This is a genomic window from Pilosibacter sp. YYHA0881 (assembly GCF_051602715.1).
GTDB lineage: Bacteria > Bacillota > Clostridia > Lachnospirales > Lachnospiraceae > Alitiscatomonas > Alitiscatomonas aceti.
The window spans coordinates 1,821,784-1,845,638 of record NZ_CP175657.1 but is presented as its reverse complement, the minus strand read 5'-3'; the positions used below and the strand labels follow the sequence as shown (position 1 = coordinate 1,845,638).

Annotated in this window: 17 protein-coding genes; 8 read left to right on the top strand and 9 right to left on the bottom strand. The window is 48.5% G+C overall.

What is annotated here, in order from left to right:
- Positions 1-21: 21 nt before the first annotated feature.
- Complete coding sequence (locus tag ACI6NM_RS08515; RefSeq protein WP_262427804.1) at positions 22-2,034, top strand: alpha-amylase family glycosyl hydrolase; 2,013 nt, start codon at positions 22-24, stop codon at positions 2,032-2,034.
- A gap of 141 nt (positions 2,035-2,175) precedes the next feature.
- On the opposite strand, the gene ACI6NM_RS08510 is transcribed toward ACI6NM_RS08515, so the two are convergent.
- On the bottom strand, positions 2,176-2,655 hold the full coding sequence (locus tag ACI6NM_RS08510; RefSeq protein ID WP_022273493.1) for an S-ribosylhomocysteine lyase: 480 nt from the start codon (positions 2,653-2,655) through the stop codon (positions 2,176-2,178).
- A 231-nt stretch (positions 2,656-2,886) separates the two neighbouring features.
- Between ACI6NM_RS08510 and trpS the strand changes: the two genes are divergently transcribed.
- From trpS to larC, 5 genes are all read left to right on the top strand, one after another.
- Positions 2,887-3,891, top strand: coding sequence for a tryptophan--tRNA ligase (trpS, locus tag ACI6NM_RS08505; protein WP_022273494.1), 1,005 nt, complete (start codon positions 2,887-2,889; stop codon positions 3,889-3,891).
- 21 nt (positions 3,892-3,912) lie between these two features.
- On the top strand, positions 3,913-4,806 hold the full coding sequence (locus ACI6NM_RS08500; RefSeq protein WP_262427803.1) for a fumarylacetoacetate hydrolase family protein: 894 nt from the start codon (positions 3,913-3,915) through the stop codon (positions 4,804-4,806).
- A gap of 73 nt (positions 4,807-4,879) precedes the next feature.
- Positions 4,880-5,230, top strand: coding sequence for a hypothetical protein (locus tag ACI6NM_RS08495; protein WP_262427802.1), 351 nt, complete (start codon positions 4,880-4,882; stop codon positions 5,228-5,230).
- Between the two features lie 19 nt (positions 5,231-5,249).
- Complete coding sequence (gene larB, locus ACI6NM_RS08490; protein ID WP_262427801.1) at positions 5,250-6,041, top strand: nickel pincer cofactor biosynthesis protein LarB; 792 nt, start codon at positions 5,250-5,252, stop codon at positions 6,039-6,041.
- A gap of 13 nt (positions 6,042-6,054) precedes the next feature.
- Complete coding sequence (larC, locus tag ACI6NM_RS08485; protein ID WP_262427800.1) at positions 6,055-7,410, top strand: nickel pincer cofactor biosynthesis protein LarC; 1,356 nt, start codon at positions 6,055-6,057, stop codon at positions 7,408-7,410.
- Positions 7,411-7,483: 73 nt separating this feature from the next.
- On the opposite strand, the gene ACI6NM_RS08480 is transcribed toward larC, so the two are convergent.
- Positions 7,484-9,628: a GH25 family lysozyme gene (locus tag ACI6NM_RS08480; RefSeq protein WP_262427799.1), complete on the bottom strand. Its 2,145-nt coding sequence runs from the start codon at positions 9,626-9,628 to the stop codon at positions 7,484-7,486.
- Between the two features lie 145 nt (positions 9,629-9,773).
- Complete coding sequence (locus tag ACI6NM_RS08475) at positions 9,774-11,618, bottom strand: phosphocholine cytidylyltransferase/choline kinase family protein (protein WP_262427798.1); 1,845 nt, start codon at positions 11,616-11,618, stop codon at positions 9,774-9,776.
- 207 nt (positions 11,619-11,825) lie between these two features.
- On the opposite strand from ACI6NM_RS08475, the gene ACI6NM_RS08470 reads away from it, so the two are divergent.
- Positions 11,826-13,745, top strand: a complete 1,920-nt coding sequence (locus ACI6NM_RS08470; RefSeq protein ID WP_438500850.1) for a hypothetical protein — start codon at positions 11,826-11,828, stop codon at positions 13,743-13,745.
- A gap of 233 nt (positions 13,746-13,978) precedes the next feature.
- On the opposite strand, the gene ACI6NM_RS08465 is transcribed toward ACI6NM_RS08470, so the two are convergent.
- From ACI6NM_RS08465 to ACI6NM_RS08440, 6 genes are all read right to left on the bottom strand, one after another.
- Positions 13,979-14,329 (bottom strand): sporulation initiation factor Spo0A C-terminal domain-containing protein, encoded by a 351-nt coding sequence (locus ACI6NM_RS08465; RefSeq protein WP_215653426.1) that lies wholly within the window; start codon positions 14,327-14,329, stop codon positions 13,979-13,981.
- Positions 14,330-14,697: 368 nt separating this feature from the next.
- Positions 14,698-16,368 carry a hypothetical protein gene (locus tag ACI6NM_RS08460; protein ID WP_438500849.1) on the bottom strand — a complete coding sequence of 557 codons (1,671 nt, stop codon included), beginning with the start codon at positions 16,366-16,368 and terminating at the stop codon, positions 14,698-14,700.
- An 893-nt stretch (positions 16,369-17,261) separates the two neighbouring features.
- Entirely contained in the window at positions 17,262-18,107 is an 846-nt protein-coding gene (locus ACI6NM_RS08455) for an Rpn family recombination-promoting nuclease/putative transposase (RefSeq protein WP_337811337.1), read from the bottom strand.
- A gap of 206 nt (positions 18,108-18,313) precedes the next feature.
- Positions 18,314-19,759 carry an ISLre2 family transposase gene (locus ACI6NM_RS08450; RefSeq protein WP_438500848.1) on the bottom strand — a complete coding sequence of 482 codons (1,446 nt, stop codon included), beginning with the start codon at positions 19,757-19,759 and terminating at the stop codon, positions 18,314-18,316.
- 277 nt (positions 19,760-20,036) lie between these two features.
- Complete coding sequence (locus ACI6NM_RS08445; protein WP_438500847.1) at positions 20,037-21,731, bottom strand: hypothetical protein; 1,695 nt, start codon at positions 21,729-21,731, stop codon at positions 20,037-20,039.
- Between the two features lie 243 nt (positions 21,732-21,974).
- Positions 21,975-22,226, bottom strand: a complete 252-nt coding sequence (locus tag ACI6NM_RS08440) for a hypothetical protein (RefSeq protein ID WP_262426682.1) — start codon at positions 22,224-22,226, stop codon at positions 21,975-21,977.
- Positions 22,227-22,428: 202 nt separating this feature from the next.
- Between ACI6NM_RS08440 and asnS the strand changes: the two genes are divergently transcribed.
- The gene (gene asnS, locus ACI6NM_RS08435) at positions 22,429-23,820 is read left to right on the top strand and encodes an asparagine--tRNA ligase (protein ID WP_262426683.1); all 1,392 of its coding nucleotides are present in this window, start codon (positions 22,429-22,431) and stop codon (positions 23,818-23,820) included.
- The last annotated feature ends 35 nt before the right edge of the window (positions 23,821-23,855 follow it).

The window sequence follows — 23,855 nt, the reverse complement described above, 5'->3', positions numbered from 1 at the left end:
GAATAGAACGGAGGACGGGATATGACGGGACGAAAGAACAGACATGAGCTCCTCTATCCATTGGGAGTAACGCCGACAGAAGAAGGGGCAGAGATCCTCGTACAGGCTGAGGGGAAAAAGGTAAGTCTCCTTTTATTCCGGAGAGGAGAAAAAAAGGCGGCGGAAGTCATTGATTTCCAGGAAAGGGACCGGGTCGGAGACGTCTGGTCCATGACCTTAAGGGGATATGATCTTGAAAATATGGAATATGGCTTCCAGTGCGACGGCCAGTGGATGCCGGACCCCTGTGCCAGGATGGTCACAGGCCGGGAAAAATGGGGAGACCTCTCCCGGGCCGGGAAGCCGGTGCGGGCCAGGCTTCTGACCGGGGAATTTGACTGGGAGGATGATGTGAGGCCGGAGATCCCATATTCTGACAGCATCATCTACCGGCTCCATGTGCGGGGATTCACAAAGCATAGAACCTCCGGTGTGAAAGACCGGGGAACCTTCGGTGGGATCCGGGAAAAGATCCCGTATTTAAAGGAACTGGGCGTAACGGCAGTGGAGCTTCTTCCAGTGACGGAGTTTGACGAGGTCATGGTCACAGAGCCTGCGGCCGGGCTCCCGGGACAGAAGCCGGAGGCCACGGGGCGGATCAACTACTGGGGATACGGCCCATCGTTCCTTTATGCACTGAAGACCTCCTATGGATCCGGGGAGACCGAGCCTGAGAGAGAATTCAAGGAGCTTGTGAAGGCGCTCCACCGGGAAAATATGGAGTGTATCCTGGAGTTTTATTTCACAGGTAAGGAGTCTCCCGGCGATGTGCTCCACGTCCTCCGTTACTGGCTCCAGGAGTACCATGTGGACGGCTTCCGGCTGACGGGCTTTGCCCCCAGGGAGGCCATTGCCGGGGATCCGTTCTTACGGTGCACCAAGCTGTTTGCAGACAGCTGGGAGGAGGCCCTGGAAAGGAGGCCCAAAACAGGCTATCCCATGCCGGGAGACGGGAAGGTGACGCTGCGGGACAAGCACCTGGCGGAATACAACGGCCGGTTTGAGGAGGACATGCGGCGGCTTCTGAAGGGCGACGAGGGGATGTTAAACAGCCTGGCATTCCATTCCAGAAGGAATCCGGCAGAATACGGCGTCATCAATTATATGGCCAATACCAACGGCATGACCATGATGGACATGGTCTCCTATGACCGGAAGCACAACGAGGACAACCATGAGGACAACCGGGACGGCACGGATCACAATTATTCCTGGAACTGCGGCGAGGAGGGCCCCACCAGGAAAAAAAGGATCCGGGACCTGAGAAGGCAGCAGCTCTGCAATGGGTTCCTCCTGCTGTTTTTAAGCCAGGGAACGCCGCTTCTGCTGGCGGGCGACGAATTTGGGAATTCCCAGGAGGGAAATAATAACGCGTACTGCCAGGATAACCGGATCTCCTGGCTGGACTGGAGGCTTCTGGAGACCAACCGGGACATCTTTGAATTTGTAAAGGGGCTCATTGCTTTCCGGAAAAAACATGGTGTATTCCATATGGAGAGGGAGCCCCGGATCATGGATTACAGATCCTGCGGACGCCCGGATGTTTCCTACCACGGCGAATACGTATGGCGGCCGGAGTTTGAGAATTTCCGCCGCCAGTTGGGGATCCTTTACTGGGGGGAATATGGGACGAAGGAGGACGGAAGCCAGGACGATACCATGTATGTACTTTATAACATGCACTGGGAGCCCCATGTATTCGGCCTTCCCCACCTTCCCAAGGGCCAGACCTGGCATGTGCTTTACGATACGTCAAAGGGCCCGGAAAAGGGCGTGTACGGAGAGACTGCGGCGCCGGAGCTGAAGGACCAGTCCCAGATCGCCATGACGCCGCGGAGCATCGTGGTCTTATGCGGACAGCCAGGAAACGGAGTTCTGGAGGAGGAAAGCAGCAGGGAGCTGCCCACGCCGGCGGCTGGACCTGAGGCAAAGGCATCTGCCGATCCGTCCGCGGTCCAGTCCGTAAAGGCGTCTGCCGATCCGTCAGCGGTTTAGCCTGAAAAGGCCCGGCGGTTCCGGGGGAGGTCCGCCCCCGGAGCCAATGGAGCTGCCAGGCAGAAAAAAACGGCCGGGGCGCTGAAAGGACGGCTTTGAACAGTTCTCAGCCTGCTTTGCAGCACCCCGGCCAGATACGGCTTATTCGGGATAGATGAGGCGGTCTTCCTGGATATCCTCCAGCACCTCGTCGCAGAATTTCCGGGCCAGATACCTGGCCATGGGAAGGTTCATATCCAGGTAATTGCCGCAGTCCCTGGCAGCTGCGCCGGGGATCTCCCCTTCAAAGTCCCGGATATAGGAAAACATTTCCTGAAGGAGAGGAACGATATCTGCGGATTCATAGTCTCCGGCCAGCAGAAGGTAAAAGCCGGTGCGGCAGCCCATGGGGCCGAAATAAAGGACACGGTCCTTGTAAACCTTGTGGTTCCTCAGAAACGTGGCGCCCAGGTGTTCAATGGTGTGGATCTCCGCAGTATTCATGACAGGCTCATGGTTGGGGCGGGTCATACGGATGTCGAAGGTGGTGATCCGGGCGTCTCCCGCGGTATCCCGTCTGGATACATAGACGCCGGGCAGGAGTTTCAGATGATTGACAGTGAAGCTTGCGATCTTGTCCATAGATGGTTCCTTTCCTTTCTGTAAACAGTTCTGCTTCCATTATAACGGCAAAGCGGGAAGGATACAAGCCCTGATCCACTGCAATGAAGAGTGGACAATGGACGGAAAGTGTATTATAATATAAAAGAATTGTTTGAAAATACAGGGGGCTGCTGCGAATGGGCGGGTTTTTATCCTCCTCCTTTGCGGCGGCCCCTGGAGAATGAAAAGGAAATTTAAGGAGACGGAACAATGTTAGACGGAAAGAAAACTTTATTCAGCGGAATGCAGGCAACCGGTAACCTGACTCTCGGGAACTATCTGGGGGCTTTAAAGAACTGGGTGACGATTTCCGATGATTACCAGACCTTTTTCAGCGTCGTGGATATGCATTCTATTACTGTCCGTCAGGACCCGGCAGAGCTTAGAAAGCGCGCAAGAACACTTCTGACTCTTTATATTGCCGCCGGACTTGACCCGGAGAAAAACTGCATTTATTACCAGTCCCATGTATCGGGACATGCGGAGCTGGCCTGGATCTTAAACTGCTTTACCTATATGGGCGAGCTGAACCGGATGACCCAGTTTAAGGACAAGGCTGCCAAGCATGCCGACAATATCAACGCGGGCCTGTTCACGTACCCGGTACTCATGGCCGCAGATATCCTGCTGTACCAGGCGGACGTGGTGCCGGTGGGTATCGACCAGATGCAGCACTTAGAGCTCACCAGGGACATTGCCATCCGCTTCAATAATATCTACGGAGATGTGTTCACGGTTCCGGAGGCCTATATCGGAAAGGCCGGAGCAAAGATCATGAGCTTACAGGATCCGGCGAAAAAGATGTCCAAGTCCGATGAAAACCCCAATGGCAGCATTTATCTCATGGACGATCCAGATACCATTATCCGCAAGTGCAAGAGAGCTGTGACGGATTCCGAGGGTATCATCCTGTACCGAGACGAGCAGCCGGGCGTTAAGAACCTGATCGATATCTACTGCGCATGTACCGGAAAGACACCGGCAGAGGTAGAGAGGGAATTCGATGGAAAGGGCTACGGTGATTTCAAAATGGCCGTGGGCGAGGCTGTGGTCGGCGTATTAAAGCCGCTCCAGGACCGGTTTGCAGACCTTAGCAAGAACAAAGAATATCTGGATAAGGTGATCAAGGAAAATGCGGAGAAGGCGTCCTATTTCTCCAATAAGACCCTTAGAAAGGTCCAGAAAAAAGTGGGCTTCCCGGAACGCATCCGCTAGGAAACCGGTGAGGAGGGCTTTATGAAGCTTTTGACCTATGCCATAAATAAAAAAGAGCTGACAGGAGTACTGAACAGGGAAGGGACCTTCGTGTATCCCCTTTCTGCGGCGGGAATGGAATACCGGACCATGAAGGAGGTCATACGGGAGATCGGACCGTCGGAACTGGAGCTCCTGGACCATATTTCCGGGCTTCCTCCCTATGAGGTATCCAATGCCGCGCCTCTGGAGGACATAAAGATCATGGCCCCGATCCCGGTGCCGGACCAGGATATCATCTGCCTGGGGATCAACTATCTGGCCCACGCGGAGGAATCCGCCAGGTTTAAAAAGGAAGCATTTTCCAAGCCGGATCAGGCGGTGTATTTTTCCAAGCGGGTCAACCGGGCCACGGATCCCGGCGATGGGATCCCATCCCACAAAGAGCTTACGAGCCAGCTGGACTATGAGGCAGAGCTGGCGGTGATCCTGAAAAAGGATGCTAAGGACGTGGCTTTGGAGGATGTGGAGGATTATATTTTTGGTTATACCATTATGAACGACGTCAGCGCCAGGGAGGTGCAGACGGCCCACAGACAGTGGTATTTCGGGAAGAGCCTGGATGGATTTACGCCCCTGGGGCCCTGGATCGTCACCGCCGACAGCGTGGAATTTCCGCCAAAGCTCAGGATCCAGTCCCGTGTCAACGGAGAGCTGCGCCAGGATTCCAACACGGAACAGTTCATTCACGGGATCGCAGAAGTGGTCAGTGAGCTGAGCCGCGGCATGACCCTGAAGGCCGGTACCATCATCGCCACCGGAACGCCAGCAGGCGTGGGAATGGGCTTTGATCCGCCCAGATTCCTCAAACCGGGAGATGTGGTCGAGTGTGTGATCGAGGGGATCGGAACACTGAAAAATCCGGTGGTGGAGTAGGGGGAAGAAGATTTCCCTGCGCCCAGCGGCATGGCTGCCTTCGCGGATCTTCTGGACAGACAGGAGCTTTGGGATGCTGAAGGGACCGGGCCGCTCCGGAACAGAACAGAATCATATAGAAGCAGAGTTTGCCATGAAGGGAACGCACCCGCCGCAGGCGGGGCTTTCTTTTCATGGCTTTTTCAAAATAGTGGGACCGGCTGGTGAATTTAGGTTCGTACTGCCGGTTTCTGGGCTTTTGGAGCAGACTTCTGAGTCTGTGCCGCAGGTTTCTGGGCTTTTGGAGCAGATCTTTGCGCCTGCAACCGCAGGATTGGGCATAGAATGGCCTTTTTCTAGTGTATGCCCAAAAAAATCGGATTTTTTTGGGATTTTCTTTAGAAAATCAAGCCTTATGCCCAACCCCTGGAACTCCGATGGTTAGAATAGGGTAAAGGAGAAGAATGTATATGGAAGATATACGGACCATGCTGAACCGGGTGGCATCCGGGGAGCTTTCTGTGGACCAGGCGGTCCTGGAGCTGAAAAAAGAGCCATTTTCAGAGGCAGGCTTTGATGAGCTGGGGTTTGCCAAGCTAGATACCCACCGGCGGCTGCGCCAGGGGATCGCTGAGGTGATCTACGGAGCGGGAAAAACAGCGGAGCAGATCGCCGGGATCGTGGAGGCGATGAAAAAGCGCGGCCAGGAACTGGTCCTGATCACACGGATGGACCCGGAAAAGGCCCGTCATACGGAAGATCTCCTGAAACAGAAGTTTGAAGATGGAGCCGGCTTCCGGTATTTTGACGGTACCGGGATCGGCATATGCGGGGACTTTCCGGAAAAGGACGGAGTCGGCACGATCGTGGTCGCCACTGGAGGGACCAGCGATATCCCGGTGGCTGAGGAGGCAGCCCTGACAGCCGAGGCCCTGGGAAACCAGGTAGAACGGCTTTACGATGTGGGGGTTGCAGGCCTGCACCGCCTGGTGGCGCATATGGATACCATCATGAGCGCCCGGGTGATCATCGCCATCGCTGGAATGGAGGGAGCCCTGGCCAGCGTCATTGGCGGCCTGGCGGACTGCCCGGTCATTGCAGTTCCCACCAGCATTGGCTACGGCGCCTCATTTCACGGCGTCTCAGCCCTGCTTTCCATGCTGAATTCCTGTGCCAGCGGGGTCAGTGTGGTAAATATAGACAATGGATTCGGGGCCGGATATCTGGCCAGCATGATCAATCATATGAAGGGATAGAGGAGGAAACGAAATGAGAACGATTTACCTGGACTGCGGCATGGGGGCCGCGGGAGATATGCTCATGGCGGCGCTTTTAGAGCTGTGTCCGGAAAAGCAGGAAGAATTTCTTGGAAAAATGAACGGACTGGGTCTGCCTGGCGTGAAGGTGGAAGCGGAACCGGCCGTAAAATGCGGGATCACGGGAACACATATGAATGTGACTGTTTTCGGGGAGGAAGAGGAGAGCGAGGACGTTCATGATCATGGACACGCCCACACCCATTCCCATGAAGCCTGCGAATCCGCTGCCGCTGACGGGCTTCACAGCCATGTCCACAGCCACGATGGCCATGACCACCACCATGAGGACCATGATGCCCACAGCCATGACCATCACCATGGTGAACACGTCCACAGCCACGACGGACATGATCATTCCCATCATCACCATCATCACTCCACCATGGCAGGCATCGCCTCCATCATTGACGGTCTGGATATTCCAGACCCGGTGAAGGAAGACATGAAGGCAGTTTATGCCCTGATCGCCGAGGCCGAGTCCCATGCCCACGGAATGCCGGTGGACCAGATCCATTTCCATGAGGTAGGTACCATGGATGCGGTGGCAGATATTGCAGGTGTATGCCTTCTGTTCCATGAATTGGGAGCGGATCAGATCATCGCCTCTCCGGTCCATGTGGGAAGCGGCCATGTTCACTGTGCCCATGGGATCCTTCCAGTCCCGGCTCCGGCCACGGCCCATATTTTACAGGGGATCCCCGCATACAGCACCCAGGTACAGGGAGAGCTCTGCACCCCCACCGGTGCGGCCCTCTTAAAGCATTTTGTCAAAGAATTCCGGGAAATGCCGGTGATGACCACGTCAAAGATCGGATACGGAATGGGTAAAAAGGATTTCGAGCGGGCCAACTGTGTCCGGGCCTTTCTGGGGGATACCGCTGAGACTGGAGACGAGATCGCAGAGCTGTCCTGCAACCTGGACGACATGACTGCAGAGGCCGTTGGCTTTGCGGAGGAGGCGCTGTTCGAAGCCGGAGCCCTGGAGGTCTATACGGTCCCTGTGGGGATGAAAAAGAGCCGTCCCGGTGTCCTTCTGACTTGTATGTGCAGACGGGAGGACGAAGAAAAGATGGTGGAGCTGCTGTTCCGGCACACCACGACGCTGGGCGTCCGGGAGCATATCAGCCGGAGGTTCACTCTGAAGCGCCGGGAGGAAACTGTGGAAACGGCTTATGGACCCGTGCGGAAAAAGATCTCCCAGGGCCATGGCGTTACCAGAACCAAGCTGGAATATGAAGATCTGGCCGCCATTGCGAAAAAAACAGGCCGGCCTCTGGAGGAGATCCGGAAAGAGATAGAGAAATAGAGAAAAAAGGAAAAATAGAAAAATCCGCCGGAAGATGTGATCAGATACATCCTCCAGCGGATTTTTTTACCGCTTATTTCGGCCCGCCGGTCTGGAATTCCTTTAATCCATCCGAATCAGAAGAGCCGGAGCTTCCGGAACCGCAGGACGGGGAATCACAGCTTGTTCCGCCAGGAACCGTGATGCTGGAGCTGCCCGACGATCCGCCGGGGCCGGAGCTGGCTCCCGGATTGGCGGAGGGGACATTGCTGCCGCCTGGGGACGGTATGCTGGAATTTCCGGCCGACATGCCGTTGCTGCCGCCCGGACCGGCCGTGCTGCCAGAGTTTCCGGAACTTCCGCCGGGGCCGGAGGTACTTCCGGGATTCACGGTGGTGATCCCATTTCCGCCGGGAGCAGAATTTGTATCCGGAGCGCTGCCTCCGGGAGCCCCTGTACCCGTATTTCCGGCAGACATCCCTCCCGGAGAGGAGGTGCCGTTGGTCACCTGGTTTCCGGTAATTCCAGAATTTCCAGAATTTCCGGACGGCGGTGAATATACGCTGCCAGCCGAGCCCCCGTCAATGGCAGAGGCCTCATTGAGGCATACGCCTGAGTTGTCAAAGGTATAGTTGATATTATTGATCGCGTAGGAGCCATTGGAGATCATCTTTCCATCCGACGGATTCATGTAATAATACTTACCATTATCCTTGACCCATCCGGTGACCATATGGCCCGAGGGGTTGAAATAATACCAGGCTCCGTCGATCTGCTTCCATCCCACAGCCATTTTGCCGGATGTCTTATCCATATAATATTTGTGGGTGCCGTCACTCTGCCATCCGGTGACCATGCGTCCGTCTGTATGGAGATAATAGTACCGGCCGTCCAGCTGGAGCCATCCAGTCATCATCTGTCCATTCCCGTTAAAGTAGTACCAGTAATTGTCGATGACTGTCCAGCCCGAGGCCATATCACCGTCGGGATTGAAGAAATACGTCACATTGTCGATGGTCTGCCATCCGGTGACCATGGTACCGTCTGCCTTCATATAATAATATTTTCCGTCCAGGTTCAGCCATCCGCGTACCAGCCGCCCATCGCTGGCAAAGTAATAAAACGCGCCGTCCATTTTCCGCCATCCGGTGACCATGGATCCGTCGCCCTTCAGATAATAGTAGTCGGTGCCGATCCGGAGCCATCCGGTGACCATGGCCCCGTCCAGAAGATAATACCATTTTCCATTATCCTGGAGCCATTCGCTGGCCATCCTTCCGTCTGTCTTCAGATAGTACCATTTCCCGTCGATGGTCTGCCATCCGGTCATCATCTGCCCGGTTTTAGGAAGCAGATAATAATAAGAATTATCCAGAAGCAGCCATCCCTTATACTGGGTGCCGTCAGAATTCATATAGTACCAGCTCTGTCCGTCGTTGATCCAGCCGGTCTGCTTTACATAATTCTTATAATAATACCATTTCCCGTCGATCAGCCGCCACCGGTCAGCAGGCAGCTTGGCTGACAGATCCTTAAAGACAAAGTTGATATCCACATTTCCGTTGACACCGTCGATCTGCCCCTCGTTGGTGGCCTGCCACATGGCCGCGCCTGCATAGGCTGGCTTTGCGTTATACCGGGCCACCCATACGTCGTAGGGAACCTTGGTCATATCGATCTTCTGGGAAAGCCAGTAATCATTGGTGTAGACCATGGGATAATATCCGGCGGCCTCCACCTTCTTACAGAATGCATTGATCACATCCGCCAGCTGGGCAGGGGTCAGCGCGCTCATTTCCGTGGACTCCACATCGAGCACCACCGGATAAGAAATGGGATAGTCCTTGATCAGATTCAGTACAAAATCCGCCTCCGCCTCCGCTGCGGCCGTTGTGGTGGCATAGGAATAAATATAAGCGCCCACCTTCAGTCCTGCATTGAAGGCGTTTACTGCATTGACGCTGAAATATGGATCCACCTCGTTGTTATATTTGGTTCCCAGCATAACGAACTGCACATCGTCCGCCGCCACGGCGTTCCAGTTGATGGACTGCTTCCAGTGGGAAACATCAATGCCCCTGGCTGTGATCCCTGTGAGTGCAGAGCCGTCTGCCGCCACATAGGAGCCGTTGGCATTCCGTTCCCAGGCCGCCGCAAAAGACGGGACGGCGGGATATACGGCTGCAAACGCCATAGTCAGGCTTAACAGAGCTGCAGCCAGCCGCTTCCTTTGTATCATAGAAATCCCCCTCATGGTAAAATAGTTCCGAAAAACTTCTATGTTGATTATACCATATAATCCCAATGGAGTCTTGAATAATTTATTACAAAAGTGGGCCAAAATCCCGGAGTTCTGCCACATTTTCCGGAATTCCGGGACAAATTTAAAAATCAGACCCGATCAGGAGAAAGGCCGGATCGGTAACGATCTTTTTATAGTACTCCTTGGCGTACCGGTACATGATCAGCGTGTATTCTCCAAACTCATCGCCGATACTGCTTTTGTATACGGCCCACAGGCACCATAAAAAGCCGCCCAGGGCAATATAGGAATAATAAACGAACCGGTCCTCGGCAGAGATATTTCCGCTGCAATATATGGCAAGGAGCTTTTCAGCCTCTTCCTCATTATAATAAGAATAAATCGCAGCCATGCTGACATCGATCATGGGGTCGCACATTCCGGCGTACTCCCAGTCGATGAGCCGGATCCCGCCATCCGGCAGGAAAAGGAAGTTATCGCAGACGCTGTCAATGTGGCAGAGGGTCTTTTTGCGGTCCAGACGGTCCAGACGCTTTAAAAGCGTGTTCATGTGGCCGCGCACATGATCGTAATCCTCAAAAAGATTTTTTTCATAGCCCTTACAGATGGACTCATAAAAGTCGATCCGCTCTCTCATATCGAAGGAATGGTCCACCTGGATACCGGAATTATGGAGGCGATGGACCAGCTCCATACAGCGGGCCACGTCCTGCCAGCTTCTGGGATCTCCATTTCGTGCGCCTTCATAAAATTCAGAGATCTTATAACCTGTGTCGCCGCTCATATAGATCACATGCTCAGAGATCCCCAGGGGCTTGATGGCGTCATAAACGGCTTTTTCCTGGGCCCGGTTGATGAGAAGATCGGTTCCAGGCCCCGGGATCCGGCAGATATACGACCGCTCCCTGGCTTTAAAAAGGAATGATTTATTGGTCATGCCTGTCTTTAGGCATTTCAGATCGGTCACCTCGGATTCCGGGATATGGAGGACTTCTGCCACCAGCTCCATGGCCGCATTGTTGGAATTGTTCCGGTACTTTTCATCGAATACCCGCAGCTCCTCCAGGTTCTCGAACTCATACACCTGGTTTTCCGGCTGACGGTTGATGTACATTTTGGGAGCCGGGTACTTTGCCATGGACGGAACGTGTTCTCCTGCCGTTCCATTCAGCAGGTCTGCCAGAACCTGTTCCCAGTACATCTGCTCGGTTCCGGGGGTCTCATAATATTTTTCCAGCACGGGGAAAAACTCCTCGGAAAATTCCCGGGAAAAGTAAACCGGCCCGTACATGACCCAGGAATCAGAGCCGCCTACGGCCACTCCGGTGAGCAGCCCCTTTTTGCTGGCCTCCAGGCACCATTCAGAGGTGGCGCCTTCCATATATACAGAAGAATACCATGCGCCGCACTCGTATGTATGGTACATGTTTTCGCGGATCCAGTTATCTGAGGATAAAAGATACGTGTTTTTTCCCTTGAAGCAGTCCCGGGCCCGGTAAACGGTGGTCAGTGTGTTCTTATTGTGGTATTCCGGGTTGTAAAGCAGCTTTACGCCGAATTTATCAATGAGGTACTCAAATTTCTCCTTCAGATACCCCACCACGATGGTGATATCCATGATCCCGGCCTCGTGGAGCTGGTTGATCTGACGCTCGATCATGCGTTCCCCGAACACCTCCAGAAGCCCTTTCGGCGTTTCAAAGGTCAATGGCACAAAACGGGAGCCGAATCCTGCCGCCAGGATAACGGCGCTGTTGACCCGGTACTTCTGGAGCAGTTCCACGCCCTTTTTTAATAAGGAATATTCTCCCGTCTGGGGATCCAGGGCGATCAGTCCATCGGCCAGGGCATCCCGGATCAGATGGTTGCAGGTCCCCAGGGAAAGGTCCATGGCTGCCGCCAGTTCCCTCTGAGTGATCTTTTTCTTCTCATAAATATTTCTGCACAGCAGTCCAAAACGATCCATAATCGTATTCCTCCATAGAAATTGAACGAAATCAGATGAAAATTATATGTTCAAAAAAAACAATAAAATTAAAGATATGAACATTATACCATACCAAATTGAAATTGCAAGAGGGTAAAAATGAAGGATTGTACCAATATAAGTACAATATAGCCATAAAAATGAAGTTTCGTAAAGAATCCGTAAGAAAATAAACAGATAAAAGTTATGGAAATTCTTAAGAAACTATACTATAATGTGGATGTATCGGAGGTACGGAATACTTCCCAGAGGAGTCAAAAGCTTACATCCTTTGCAAAACTTGCGAAAAATGTAAAAAAACTATTGATAATTTCTCTTATAAGAAGTATAATGTTCCTCGTAATGCAATTAGGAATTTCAAAAAAGTTTCAAAAAGAAAAAAAGGAGAGTGCATTAATTATGAGAAAGCAGACTAAAATTGCTGCCGTAGTATCCGCAGCAGCTCTGTTAGCATTAGGCGCTTCCATCACATCCTTCGCAGCTGCAAAGGGCACCTGGATGATGGTAGATGGCGAGTGGTACTGCTACGACAAGAATGGCGATGTATATGAGAATACCTTCTGCTCCAGCAATGGTAAGGAATACTATGTAGGCGACGACGGAATGCTCGTTCGTTCCAGCTGGGTAGAGTATGACGGAGATTACTACTTCGTAAACTCCAGCGGTGCAAAGATCACCAACGACTGGAGATTAACAACCCCGTACGAGGACGAGGATGCAGATGAGGAATGGTTCTACTTCCAGTCCACAGGTAAGAGAGCAGACAACAAGAAGATCCTTTACAAGGGAAGCACCTTCTTCTTCGATGCTGACGGTAAGATGCTGACTGGCTGGGTAACAGCTGACGGCGACCAGGTTGTAAACGAAGAGAACAGCATTAACACAAGCACAACAAGCCCGACTTATTACTGCGATGAGACTGGTGCCCGTGTAGAATCTGGCTGGGTATACACCACAGCTCCGTCCACACCGGATGATGATGCAGATGCAGATGAGTACTGGTACTACTTAAAGTCCAGCGGTAAAGTTGCTACTGGTAAGCAGTCCAACGTTAAGGGCCAGGGATTCGTATTTGGTAACATGGATGAGAACCGTGGTCAGATGCTGACTGGCTGGGTTGCTGGAACTAAAGTAGACAAGGACGCTGATATGCTTTACAAGGAAATCGGCGGTGAGGATAGTGATGAAGTATTAAGTACTTATGTTAAGGATACAAGTGCAGATGCTGAAGAGGGTAACGATGCAGTTGTATACTATTGTATGTACGATGAAGACAAAGCAGATGGTCACATCCAGAAAAACAAATGGAGAAAGACATGGGCTCCAAAAGACGCATACGAAGAGGATGAGGATGCTGACAAGTTCTGGTACTGGATTGAGAAAGATGGAAAAGTCTACATTCCGAACGGTAACGATGTCAAAGCTACTGGTATTGAATATGAGTTAGGCGATGGAACAATGGACCAGGGTGATCAGTTTAATTTCGCCAAGAAGAAAATTAATTCCAAAGACTACTTCTTCAACGAAGAAGGTGCAATGGTTTCTGACTTTGTAAGCGTTGTTGAGTCCCTTGATCCGTCTGTAATCAGCGAGGGAATGTATTATTTCGGTGGTTCTGATGACGGCTCCATGAAGACTGGTTCCCAGACTGTTAAGGATGACAACGGTGACTCCTTCAAGTTCTACTTTGGAACCAAGGATAATGGTACCACTGGCGAAGTAAAAGGTAAAGGTGTTACCGGTAATAAGAATAACAAACTGTACTACATGGGTCATCTTGTAGCAGCTCAGGACTATAAGTATCAGCCGGTATTTATGGATGTTGCTGGAAACGGCGAAGAAGCTACATTTATTGTAAATCAGAACGGTTCTATCCAGCACTCTGCCCTTGAGTACAAAGAAGACGGGGATATCCTGATTGATGCTAAAACAAACAAGGTTGAGTTTAAAACAAAGAACTCTGACGCTAAGGTATGGGATAAATACTCTGTTGAAAAGGGAAGCTTAATTATCAATGTTGAAGATATTGATGAGAAAGATGTAATGCCGATTAGCACAGACGCAATTGCTTCTGGCAGTGTTGCTAGCGGTAACAAACCTCAGTAGTAAGCAAGTTTCCTAAATTCAGAAAAATTTCTAATTGCAACACACGGACGGGAATTATTTCCCGTCCGTTTTGCTATCCCACATCCAGGATGCTCTTCCAGGTTGCCCTTTATTCTATTAGACCGTACATTCTAAGTAAACAATAGAAACAGCCTCCCCCCGCAGTAAAGAATTCCTATAAAAACAGAGGCGCCCCTCTCAGAGCGCCTCCATAGTCTTAACAATATTCTATTTTATTCTTCGTCCTCGTCACCCTCACACCAATATAACCGCATCATATCAAGAAATGCTTTATTGGTCGGTTTTGAAACCAGATGACGGCCCGCGATTTTATCCAGATATCTATGGTTATCCGTTTTCCATAATTTAGCGATAAAAGTTCTTAAATTTCTTTCGATACATATGGTTGTTGTATCCATGGCGTCGGCCATGTCGAAATACATGGATTTTGATATACAGCATAAACGCATCGGATTATCCTTTAAGATATCCAAGGCCAGGTACAAGCATTCCTCCCCTAAAAAGTTATCTGCAATTCCTAAGTTTCTAATATCTTCATGAATTAATTGCCTATAATTTTTCATTTGCTCAAACTTCCTTTTTAATAGTAATATGGTCACTGATCATAATATAAAATTTGCTCTCATCAGCAGAATAAAATAGCAAAAGAAAATACACCGCTAACTGTTTTCACCGGTGTTCCCACTTATTATATAGTACTCTTTCTATCAACACGATACGACATTACAATTCGACATTATACTATCATTTTGTTGATACTGCAAGCATATATAGTACATAAAGTAAAAAATATTCTAAATTAAACAGATTGGAAATTTATTTGAAGGTTATCCGGAATTCATCAGAATTGTTGAAATAGCAAAACGGACGGGAAACAATTCCCGTCCGTGTGTTGCAATTAGAATTTCCTTGAGATAATAATTAAAAATAGTTATGGAGTTACAGGTGTTGCGTCTTCAAATGGAAGGGCCTTGATAATATTGGCCGGATCAATAAACTCAACATCACCAATTCTGCCATTCATATCAGTACTGTTTGTATCAATAGCGTATTTGGAGAAACCTGCATCTTTGTCTTTGAAAGCAATGTTCCACTTATTGCCATCATCATCTTTAGCTCTAAGATCAATCAGAACCTCTCCATCTTCCTTGTACTGAACAGCAGAATGCTGAATGGAACCATTCTGGTTTACAACAAAGAGTTCATCAGCTTTACCATCATTATTCATATCAACTTTAACCGGCTGATACTTGTAATCATCTGCCGCCACAAGATGCCCCATATAGTACAGTTTGTTGTTCTTATTACCGGTAATACCTCTGCCCCTCTTCTCGGTAGCAGAATCTTTTGTACCAAAGTAGAACTTAAAGGTATCACCATTATCGTCTTTTACAGACTGAGAACCTGTCTTCATAGAGCCATCATCAGAACCACCGAAATAATACATACCTTCAGTAATGGTCTTCGGGTCAGAAGAGAATACTACTTCGATGAAGTCAGAGAGCATTTCGCCTTCAGTATTAAAGAAGTAATCTTTGGAATTGATTTTCTTCTTTGCGAATGTAACAACATCATCTTCCTTGTCTGTTGTAAGTTCTCCATCGCCTAAATCGTATTTGTAACCTCTTGCCTTCACATCTTTTGATTCCGGAATGTAAGCCTTACCGTCTTTTTCAAGCCAGTACCAGTACTTATCTTCATCCTCATCTTCTTCATATGCTTCTTCTGGCTTCCAGGTTTTCATCCACTTATTTTTCTGAATATGACCATCCGCCTTATCCTCATCATATAAGCAATAGTATGCCACATCAACAGAAGATAATGCACGTGCATCTGTCTCTCCATCAATCTCTTCATACTCATACTTGTTCTCGGCGTTGAGGTCTCCGCCAACCCAACCGGTCAGCATCTGACCAAGGTTATCACTCTGATTACCTAAGATGAATGCCTGGCCTTTAACGTTAGACTGTTTGCCAGTAGCAACCTTACCGCTGGACTTTAAGTAGTACCAGTGCTCGTCTGCGTCTGCATCATCATCCGGTGTGGATGGAGCTGTGGTATATACCCAAGCAGACTCTACACGTGCACCAGTCTCATCGCAGTAGAAAGTAGTATTTGTCTGAATGTCATTCTCTTCATTGGCAACATTTGTGTCCTCAGCTGTTACCCAGCCAGTCAGCATCTTACCGTCAGCATCGAAGAAGAAGGTGCTTCCCTTGTAAAGGATCTTCTTGTTGTCTGCTCTCTTACCTGTGGACTGGAAGTAGAACCATTCCTCATCTGCATCCTCGTCCTCGTACGGGGTTGTTAATCTCCAGTCGTTGGTGATCTTTGCACCGCTGGAGTTTACGAAGTAGTAATCTCCGTCATACTCTACCCAGCTGGAACGAACGAGCATTCCGTCGTCGCCTACATAGTATTCCTTACCATTGCTGGAGCAGAAGGTATTCTCATATACATCGCCATTCTTGTCGTAGCAGTACCACTCGCCATCTACCATCATCCAGGTGCCCTTTGCAGCTGCGAAGGATGTGATGGAAGCGCCTAATGCTAACAGAGCTGCTGCGGATACTACGGCAGCAATTTTAGTCTGCTTTCTCATAATTAATGCACTCTCCTTTTTTTCTTTTTGAAACTTTTTTGAAATTCCTAATTGCATTACGAGGAACATTATACTTCTTATAAGAGAAATTATCGGAATTTGCAGAAAATACCAAAATTAATAATTTCTTAAGAAAGTAGAGAGAAAATAGGCCATGAGCGATCATATACTTTTAAAAATACAGAATTTAATATAATGCATATACTACACTAATTCTTAAAACAATATCGTTTTATACCTGTCAGATACAGCAATTTTAATCTGGACTTTATATCTGACCTATACATAAAAATTACTATGTAGAGCAGCCCTTACAGAGCCACTTATGTTAAATTTAATTATGATCATTAAAAAACACAGATATAAATTCCTAAACCAGCTTGAAATTTATATCTGTGTCAAATACAGTCAGATAAAAATATTTTGATAAAGACGAGGAGATCTTCACAGAACATGGTATTCCTCATACAGTTTTTGGCGATATCTCGGGGCAGATATCACTTTTTCCATATCCGTATAACGCTTATCTTGAAGGAGTTTCTGCATAAGTTCCGTAATACGGCCCTCCCCCCTGCTCAATTCCTTGTTTCAGCCCCTCTTGCAATCCTTCTTTCCGTCCTTCTTCCAATCCCTGTTCTCGTCCTTTATCAATATTTTCCTAATCACGCATCAACAATGTCATATATTCCCGCCTCCATTCCTTGTTTTGCTTCGCTAGGGCCACCTCGTCGTTCAGCACCTCCACAAGCACCTAGAGATTTTTTAATCTTCGATTTTGGAACGCGAAAAATGTTAAGCAATACTCGTATAAACGCATATACTGATGAGAAATTCGCACCAGCATTAAAGTTAGTCCACTGTAAGGAACAGATGCTTGAAAGGTAAAAGGACAGTTACAGAATGCGGTATTCCTCATATAGCTTCTGGCGGTATTCTGGATCAGTCGCACTTTTTTCCAGATCTATATAACGTTTATCCTGAAGGAGCCTCTGTGTAAGTTCAGCAAAGCGGCCTTCGCCCTGCTCCCGTCCTTCTTCCAGTCCCTGCTCCCGTCCTTCTTTCAATCCTTGCTCCCGTCCTTTATCAATATTTTCCTGGTCACGCATCAGCAATGTCATATATTCCCGCCTCCATTCTTTGTTATGTTTTGCCAAAATCACCTCATCATTCAGTACCTTCACAAACGCATGATCTGATGGGCGGCCTCCCATGTAGTCCAGAAAGGCCTTCAGATCTGTGCTGACATCGTCCATGACTCCTTCCGTATTCAGAAACAGTTTGTACGTGTCATCCTCCAGCCGCAGGGAGCCGTCCTCCCGGCACTGGTTTTCAAACGTATACACATGGCGGCCCATTCTGAAAAGGTCAAAGGTACAGATGAAGATAATATAGGTCCGCTTCAGATTTTTGTACCGCTCCCCTTTATTTAACTGCTGCATATCCAGCACTGACTGGTAGTAGCGGCTCCGCTTGGGCAGGTCCCCAGTATTCGTGGTCTGGATCTCGATATTATAAGCGACCTCCCGGTTGTCCTGCACATAGATATCCAGGCGGATACTCCTGGCATCCCACTCCTCATCGATACTTTTCTGTGATTCCAGATACTCCAGGCGATCGATCTTAACGCCCAGGATGATCTCCAGCATACGCTTACAGAGAGCAGGTTTTCTCATGATCTTTCCGAAAAGGAAATCATTGGACAGACCAATGTTTTCCCAGTTCGTCTTAAGCTGTTCCATAAACACCTCCCGTTGGATTCCAGTGATTATGCACCATGGCTTTCCTTCTTTATACTATTATACTCAATCGGGAGGAGAAAAACAAGAACGTTCCATGAGAGTGTTTGTGTCAAGTAATCGTTGGCAACTTACCCACTTCATTTTTTCCTTATGATATTTTTTCTGTTTTTGGGTATGCCAAATAGACCCTATGGGTTTTCCTTTGTTTAACAACAGAACACTCTCTTAAACGCCTTTCTGGATGCTGTCTGTATCGCTTCAAGCAGCGGCATATGCACATTTACCACATCCACATACGGATTTCCTTTCCCGTCCTTCTTTGGAGCTTTTGCGGCACTTAATGTTTCCACGATCTCCTGCATCTGCATTGTGAACACTAAGCCATCCGTATATCGCTCTATCGTCTCAATCAATTCCTTGTTTTCTTTTTGGTAAAGGATCTTGGCAAGGTTATTGGCTCCGTTTACCGACCAGCGCATCCTTCGGTTCTTCATCCTCAGCGTGATCACCGTACAATTCTGATTTTCCTGCACACCCATCCTTTTATAAAGAATCCCTTCCGGCGGGGCTGCTATCTTTATCCCCCTTTTATCGTAGGGCAGCAGACCTTCCCTGTTACGTTCCAGATATTGATATAATTCCCAGGCCTTTTGGCTGCTTTTATCCTTTTCATCCGGGCTTTCTACGCTGGTCGCATATATCTGTATATATTCCAACATTTCCTCCGGCTTGCCTGTATCAAACAGTTCCCGGATTTCTCTCTGCGCTTTCTTATCACGGATCTTCCCTGTGATCTCCTGATATACATGATATCTGTCTAACTGGAAGATTGCTTCCGGGTCATATGGCTCGTAGATCCAGCTGCCTCCATCTCCGTTTAAGATGCGCTGGCCGATCTCATCCGCATCATATTTCTTACAAATACAGGCCTCCCGCTTTTCATGGAATTTCTTACTTTTCTCCATCCCCGCAAGCATGGTTTTTCCCACCAGGCTGCTGCGGCCCTGCTTTTCTTTCTCCGCATCCCAGCCTTCATACATGGTAAAGACCTTCATTTCCTGTTTTTTCATCTTTTTATGCTGTTCATCCTGCATGGACAGCCATACGCCATCCATTTCTTCAAACAGTACCGGAATCTCCTTTTTTCCCTCTGACTGGTCCGCATGCATCTGTTTTACAGCATGTTCTTCCTCTTCGCTGATCCTTTCACCCAACCGCTGCATCACGTTCCACACACCGCCGGCACTGATGCTCTGGCCGCAGGTGCTGCTTATTGTCTCTGCTGTAACGCGGTACGGCGCTTCTGTTACCGTCATGGCCAGCTTCTCTGCCAGGTTTGTGGAGATCAGGCCTATCTTTTCCATCTGCATGGCTTCATCCAGCAGATACACACAGGCTTTCTTTCCATCCTCAAGTTTTGTCTGATAGACGTGCCTGCCATAGCTGACTTCACCGTAGACTGTTTTTATCGTGGTGGTGCGGATCCCTTTATCCCGGTAATTCTTTTTATCCCTTCCCTCTGCCAGTTCCTTATCATAAGCCTCCAGCATGGCAGTTGTGATCTCTCTGCCCAGCTCACATACATAAGAAAATATTTTTTGCTCCAACTCCTTGAAAGATATCGGTTTTTCCTCTACAATAGTTTTCATCATACAGTTTCCTTTACATGTTTTTCTTAGCAGTTAACATCATAAAGAAAAACTGTGTGATTGGGAAGCAGGGATTTTCTCTGTTTCCCTTTTTTGTCTTAGGAATAGTTCCTATATTTGCCAATGATAATTATACACTAACCATGAGAGTCTTTGGCAGTGAAACTCGAGCCTCTGCGTTCTTGACGTGAAACCAGTTTGAAGCATAGCAAAACGGACGGGAAAGAATTCCCGTCCGTGTGTTGCAATTAGAATTTCTTTTGGATTTTAAATATCCGAATTACTGAGCATTGCTTCTGGAAGCGTTGCTGTTGGTCAGGAGCTTATCAGCGCCAACCGGCATTACAACTTCCGGATTTAAGTACTCAACATAAATGTAATTTTCAAGTACAGCATCATTTTCTACTTCATACTTATCCCAAACATTAGCTTTAGAATTAGCCTTGCTGAATGTAGCTTTTGCTTTCTTAGCATCGATTAAAATATCGCCATCTTCCTTGTACTCAAGAGCAGAATGCTGGATGGAACCATTCTGGTTTACGATGAATAACGCATCTTCTGTACCATCGCCATCAACATCCATCTTAACCGGCTGATACTTGTAGTCCTCAGATGCTACAAGATGACCCATGTAGTAAAGCTTATTATTCTTGTTACCAGTAACGCCTTTACCCTTAACTTCTCCAGTGTTGGAATTGTCCTTTGTTCCAAAGTAGAATTTGAAGGAATCGCCGTTGTCATCCTTAACAGTCTGGGAACCAGTCTTCATGGAACCATCATCGGAACCACCAAAGTAGTACATACCAGTGTTGATTACAGATGCATCGTCAGTTTCTACTACATTGACAAAATCAGAAAGCATTTCACCTCTATTATTAAAGAAATAGTCCTTAGAGTTTACTTTCTTCTTTGCAAAATAGAAGTCCTCGTCACCATCTTTTTCAAGAGCGCCATCGCCAAGGTCATAAGCGAAGCCACGAGCCTTCATATCCTCTACATCCGGAATATATACTTTACCGTCTTTTTCAATCCAGTACCAGTACTTATCGGCATCCTCGTCCTCTTCGTATGCATCTTCGGGTGCCCAGGTCTTTCTCCATTTGTTCTTCTGGATATGACCATCAGCTTTATCCTCGTCATACATGCAGTAGTAAACTACATCTTTTCCTCTGTAATCGGATAATTTAACATCACTGTCTTCGCCGCCAATTTCTTTGTAGTCATAGGAGTTGTCAGCGGCATCCCACTCTCCGCCAACCCAGCCAGTCAGCATCTGACCGCGGTTTTCATCCATGTTACCAAATACAAAGCCCTGGCCCTTAACGTTGGACTGCTTACCAGTTGCAACCTTACCGCTGGACTTTAAGTAGTACCAGTATTCATCTGCATCTGCATCGTCATCCGGTGTGGACGGAGCAGTTGTATATACCCAACCAGACTCTACACGGGCACCAGTCTCGTCACAGTAATAAGTTGTGCTTGTTGTGCTTGTGTTAATGCTGTTCTCTTCGTTTACAACCTGGTCGCCGTCAGCTGTTACCCAGCCAGTCAGCATCTTACCGTCAGCATCGAAGAAGAAGGTGCTTCCCTTGTAAAGGATCTTCTTGTTGTCTGCTCTCTTACCTGTGGACTGGAAGTAGAACCACTCCTCATCTGCATCCTCATCCTCGTACGGTGTTGTTAATCTCCAGTCGTTTACGATCTTTGCACCGCTGGAGTTTACGAAGTAGTAATCTCCGTCATACTCTACCCAGCTGGAACGAACGAGCATTCCGTCGTCGCCTACATAGTATTCCTTACCATTGCTGGAGCAGAAGGTATTCTCATATACATCGCCATTCTTGTCGTAGCAGTACCACTCGCCATCTACCATCATCCAGGTGCCCTTTGCAGCTGCGAAGGATGTGATGGAAGCGCCTAATGCTAACAGAGCTGCTGCGGATACTACGGCAGCAATTTTAGTCTGCTTTCTCATAATTAATGCACTCTCCTTTTTTTCTTTTTGAAACTTTTTTGAAATTCCTAATTGCATTACGAGGAACATTATACTTCTTATAAGAGAAATTATCGGAAGTATAGGAGAATACAGAAATTAATAAAGAATTAAGAAATAAGCCTAAAAAATAGCACGAGAGGCAGACTGCTATTTAATTAATTTTGTTATATATAATATATATACTATTTTGAAAATAACAACGGCACTGTATGCACCCTGTATTTAAACTCTGCTTTTCTCAAGGGATTCGCATACAGCGTTTAATACCTGCTGCAATTTTAAAATATCATCCGTGATTCCGCTGAGGTCATCGCTCTGGTCCGCGAACCGGCAGTTAATATGTACCAGCTGCTGGCTGAGCTCATCCAGCCCCTGGCTGGAGGGCCAGCCAGAACATTCCCCCATCCCCTGGTCAGAATACGCCTCAGAGGATCCGCTGTCTGCTGCCTGTACTGGCTTGTTATATAACTCCATGGATACCAGCTCCTTTGCTTTTGAGCATGTGATTTCATATGCTGTCTTTCGGTTTCCTTCCTATTCTACTAAAACGGCTGTGAAAATACAAGGATGATTCCCGGAGGATTCTCCCACCTTCCCCTTGAATCTCCGCTGAAAATACGATATACTGTCATAAACTGGTTTTTATTTATAGAAACAGAATTGAGGAGAAAGAAAAATGGAACTGACTACTGTTAAGGAGCTTTTTAGCGACCGTGAAAAATATCTGGACAAAGAGGTCCAGGTGGGCGGCTGGATCCGCAGCATCCGTGACTCGAAAGCATTCGGCTTCATCGTATTAAATGATGGAACGTGCTTTGATACCCTTCAGATCGTTTACCACGATACAATGGAAAACTTTGCGGAGGTTTCCAAATTAAACGTAGGCGCGGCTATTATCGTAAAGGGAACCCTGGTGGCGACGCCGGAGGCAAAGCAGCCCTTTGAGATCCAGGCGGATCAGGTGCTGGTGGAGGGCGTTTCCAATGCCGACTATCCACTGCAGAAAAAACGTCACAGCTTTGAGTATTTACGGACCATTTCCCATCTGCGCCCCAGGACCAATACGTTCCAGGCGGTTTTCCGTGTCCGTTCCCTGATCGCCTATGCGATCCATAAATATTTCCAGGAGCAGGGCTTTGTTTATGTCCATACGCCGCTGATCACCGGAAGTGACTGCGAGGGCGCCGGAGAGATGTTCCAGGTGACGACCATGGATCTGGCCAACGTGCCGAAGAAGGATGACGGAACCGTGGACTTCTCCCAGGATTTCTTTGGAAAGCCCACCAACCTGACCGTAAGCGGCCAGTTAAATGCAGAGACCTATGCCATGGCCTTCCGCAACGTTTATACCTTTGGACCCACCTTCCGCGCTGAGAACTCCAACACCACCCGTCATGCGGCTGAGTTCTGGATGATCGAGCCGGAGATGGCCTTTGCAGATCTCAACGACAATATGGCCGTGGCTGAAGGAATGTTAAAGTATGTGATCCGGTACGTTCTGGAGAATGCCCCGGCGGAGATGGATTTCTTCAACCAGTTTGTGGATAAGGGACTCTTAGACCGGTTAAACCATGTATTAAATTCTGAATTTGGTCATGTGACCTATACGGAGGCCATCAAGCTTCTGGAGGAGCATAACGATAAATTCGATTATAAAGTATTCTGGGGCTGCGATCTCCAGACGGAGCATGAGCGCTATCTGACAGAGGAGATCTTTAAGAAGCCGGTGTTCGTTACGGACTATCCAAAGGAGATCAAGGCGTTCTATATGAAGCTAAACGAGGACGGAAAGACGGTTGCAGCCATGGACTGCCTGGTTCCGGGAATCGGAGAGATCATCGGAGGAAGTCAGAGAGAGGACAGCTACGACAAGCTTCTGGGAAGAATGAAGGAGCTGGGCTTAAGGGAAGAGGATTATGGCTTCTATCTGGATCTGCGTAAATACGGTTCTGTACGCCATTCCGGCTTTGGCCTTGGCTTCGAGCGCTGCGTGATGTATCTGACAGGAATGGGCAATATCCGCGATGTGGTTCCGTTCCCGCGTACTGTAAATAACTGTGATCTGTAAAAAATACGAGTGACTGGGAGCGCGCAGATGACTGC